The sequence below is a fragment of the Streptomyces endophyticus genome (assembly GCF_035798155.1).
GTDB classification, from domain to species: Bacteria; Actinomycetota; Actinomycetes; order Streptomycetales; family Streptomycetaceae; genus Streptomyces; species Streptomyces endophyticus.
Window position 1 is genome coordinate 1 of the sequence record NZ_JAOZYC010000052.1, and the last position, 3,099, is coordinate 3,099.

A 3,099-nucleotide genomic window follows, 5' to 3' on the forward strand; every position below is an offset into this window, starting at 1 on the left:
GAGTTCTCAAGGAACGGACGCTTCCTTTGTACTCACCCTCTCGGGCTTTCCTCCGGGCGCTTCCCTTCGGTCTTGCTGTTCTTGCGTTTCCGACTCTATCAGACCGTTTCACCGGCCGATTTCCTCGGGGTCCTGCTGGTCTTTCTCTTCGCTTTCCGGCCTTTCGGCTTTCCGGCGAGTCCGACTCTATCAGATCCTTTCGGGCCTGATTCCCAGTCAGCGGGGCTTGTCTTCGCGGCTGTTGGGCCGTTCCGACGAGTGAGACTTTAGCGGATTCCCGGCCCCCGAGCTAATCGGGGTCGCGTCCTTTCGAACGTGGATTCCTCATTTCGCAAGGACACGCGTAAATGCATACGACGACCGAGCAGAAGCCAGTCGTCGAGCGTTTAAGAGGTCTTGCGGAATGGTTGTCCGGGGACCGACCGGGGTCGGCGCTCACGGCGGACAACTCGGAGAACACTACGGATGGGCCCTGGGCGTGTCAACTTCGTGCCTCGGGCCCGTACGCAGGTCAGCTGTTGTTGCCGGAGGCCAGTTCGCGGCTGCGGTCGCGGGCGGCTTCGAGGGCGGCGATGAGGGCGGCTCGTACGCCGTGGCTCTCGAGTTCGCGGATCGCGTTGATGGTCGTGCCGGCGGGGGACGTCACGTTCTCGCGGAGCTTGACCGGGTGCTCACCGCTGTCGCGGAGCATCGTCGCGGCGCCGATGGCGGACTGGACGATGAGGTCGTGGGCCTTGTCGCGCGGAAGGCCGAGGAGGATGCCCGCGTCGGTCATGGCCTCCACCAGGTAGAAGAAGTAGGCCGGGCCCGAGCCGGAGAGGGCCGTGCAGGCGTCCTGCTGGGACTCGGGGACGCGGAGGGTCTTGCCCACCGAGCCGAAGAGTTCTTCGGCGTGCGTCAGGTGGGCGCTCGTCGCGTGGGTGCCGGCGGAGATGACGGACATGGCCTCGTCGACCAGGGCCGGGGTGTTCGTCATGACCCGGACCACCGGGGTGCCCTCCGGGAGGCGCTCCTCGAAGAAGGTGGTGGGGATGCCGGCGGCGCCGCTGATCACGAGGCGGTCGGACGGGACGTGCGGGGCCAGCTCGTCGAGGAGCGTGCCCATGTCCTGGGGCTTGACCGTGAGGATCAGGGTGTCGGCCTGCTTGGCCGCCTCCTGGTTGGTGACCGGGGTGACGCCGTAGCGCGAGCGGAGTTCCTCGGCGCGCTCGGGGCGGCGGGCCGTGACCATCAGGTCGCTCGGTGCCCAGCCGCCGCGGATCATTCCGCTGAGCAGGGCTTCACCGATCTTGCCCGTGCCGAGTACGGCGACCTTGTGGCGGGGGTGCTGGCTCATGAGCGGGGCCTTCCGTGTGCGTCGTCCGTCCGCAGGCATCCTCGCATCGGGTCTGCCCGTCGTTCGCGGGTGTCCGGTGGGCGGAACGGGCCGTGGGCCTCAGGCCGTACGGCGGCGCAGGGTGGCCGCGCCCAGGCCCAGGACCAGCACGGCGCAGCCGGCGACGATCGCGACGTCGCGGATATAGGTGGCTGTGAGGTCGGTGTGCCTGAGGACCTCGTTCATGCCGTCGACCGCGTACGACATGGGGAGCACGTTGGAGATTCCCTCGAGGACCGGCTGCATCTGGTCGCGCGGGGTGAACAGGCCGCAGAGCAGCAGCTGCGGGAAGATCACCGCCGGCATGAACTGGACCGCCTGGAACTCCGACGCCGCGAAGGCCGAGACGAACAGGCCGAGGGCCGTGCCGAGCAGGGCGTCGAGGAGGGCGACCAGGAGGAGCAGCCAGGCCGAGCCTGTGACGTCGAGGTCCAGGACCCAGAGGGCGAGGCCCGTGGCGAGGACGGACTGGACGACGGCCACGGCGCCGAAGGCCAGGGCGTAGCCGCCGATCAGGTCCGCCTTGCCGAGCGGCATGGACAGGAGGCGTTCCAGGGTGCCGCTCGTACGTTCGCGGAGGGTGGCGATGGACGTCACCAGGAACATCGTGATCAGCGGGAAGATGCCGAGGAGCGAGGCGCCGATGGAGTTGAAGGTGGCCTGGCTGCCGTCGAAGACGTAGCGGAGCAGGAAGAGCATCACGCACGGGACGAGCAGCATCAGGGCGATCGAGCGCGGGTCGTGGCGGAGCTGGCGCAGGACGCGGAGCGCGGTGGCGGTGGTGCGGTACGTGTTCATGGCGGGCTTCCCTGGGCGTCGGTGAGGGAGTCGGTGCGGGGGTCGGCGGGTGCGTCAGTGGGTGCGTCAGTGGGTGGTGGGGCGGGCGGTGTTCGCCTCGTTCGCCTTGTCGTTCGCCTTGTCGTTCGCCTCGTTGTTCGCCGCGTCGACCAGGTGGAGGAAGGCCTCTTCGACGGTGGGGGTCGCGGTGCGCTCGCGCAGGGCGTCGGGGCTGTCGTCGGCGAGCAGTTCGCCCTCGCGCATGAGGAGGAGGCGGTGGCAGTGCTCGGCCTCGTCCATGACGTGCGAGGAGACGAGGATCGTGGCGCCGCGGGCGGCGAGGTCGTGGAAGAGGTTCCACAGGTCGCGGCGGAGGACCGGGTCGAGGCCGACGGTCGGCTCGTCGAGGACGAGGAGTTCCGGGGTGCCGAGCAGGGCGACGGCCAGGGAGACGCGGCTGAGCTGGCCGCCGGAGAGGTTTCCGGCGAGGGCGTCGGCGTGGGAGTCGAGATCTACGTCGGTGAGGACGCGGTCGACTTCGGTCCGGCGGTGGGTGGCGGCGGGCCTGCCGGGGAGCAGGACGGATGCGAAGTAGGCGAGGTTCTGGCGGATCGTGAGGTCGAGGTAGACGGAGGGGGCCTGGGTCACGTAGCCGACGCGGGAACGCAGTGTGGGGTGGCCTGCGGGGTGGTCGAGGACCGTGAGGGTGCCGGCGACCTTGGCCTGCGTGCCGACGACGGCGCGCATGAGGGTCGACTTGCCGCAGCCGGAGGGGCCGAGCAGGCCGGTGATCTGGCCGCGCGGGACGGTGAAGTCCAGGCCGCGCAGAACGGTGCGCGGGCCTCGGGTGACCGTGAGGCCGGTGGCGTTCACGGCGGGTGGCAGCGATTTATTCATCACCCGATGAATAATCCTCCGGGTGGGTGGGGGCGTCAAGGTGTACGGGG

Annotated in this window: 3 protein-coding genes; all 3 read right to left on the reverse strand. The window is 69.2% G+C overall.

The window, feature by feature from the left end; all coding sequences use genetic code 11:
• Positions 1-511: 511 nt before the first annotated feature.
• Positions 512-1,336, reverse strand: a complete 825-nt coding sequence (proC, locus tag OKJ99_RS07860; protein ID WP_326015100.1) for a pyrroline-5-carboxylate reductase — start codon at positions 1,334-1,336, stop codon at positions 512-514.
• A 99-nt stretch (positions 1,337-1,435) separates the two neighbouring features.
• Entirely contained in the window at positions 1,436-2,173 is a 738-nt protein-coding gene (locus tag OKJ99_RS07865) for an ABC transporter permease (RefSeq protein WP_326015101.1), read from the reverse strand.
• Between the two features lie 66 nt (positions 2,174-2,239).
• Positions 2,240-3,049, reverse strand: coding sequence for an ABC transporter ATP-binding protein (locus OKJ99_RS07870; protein ID WP_326015102.1), 810 nt, complete (start codon positions 3,047-3,049; stop codon positions 2,240-2,242).
• Between the last annotated feature and the right edge of the window lie 50 nt (positions 3,050-3,099).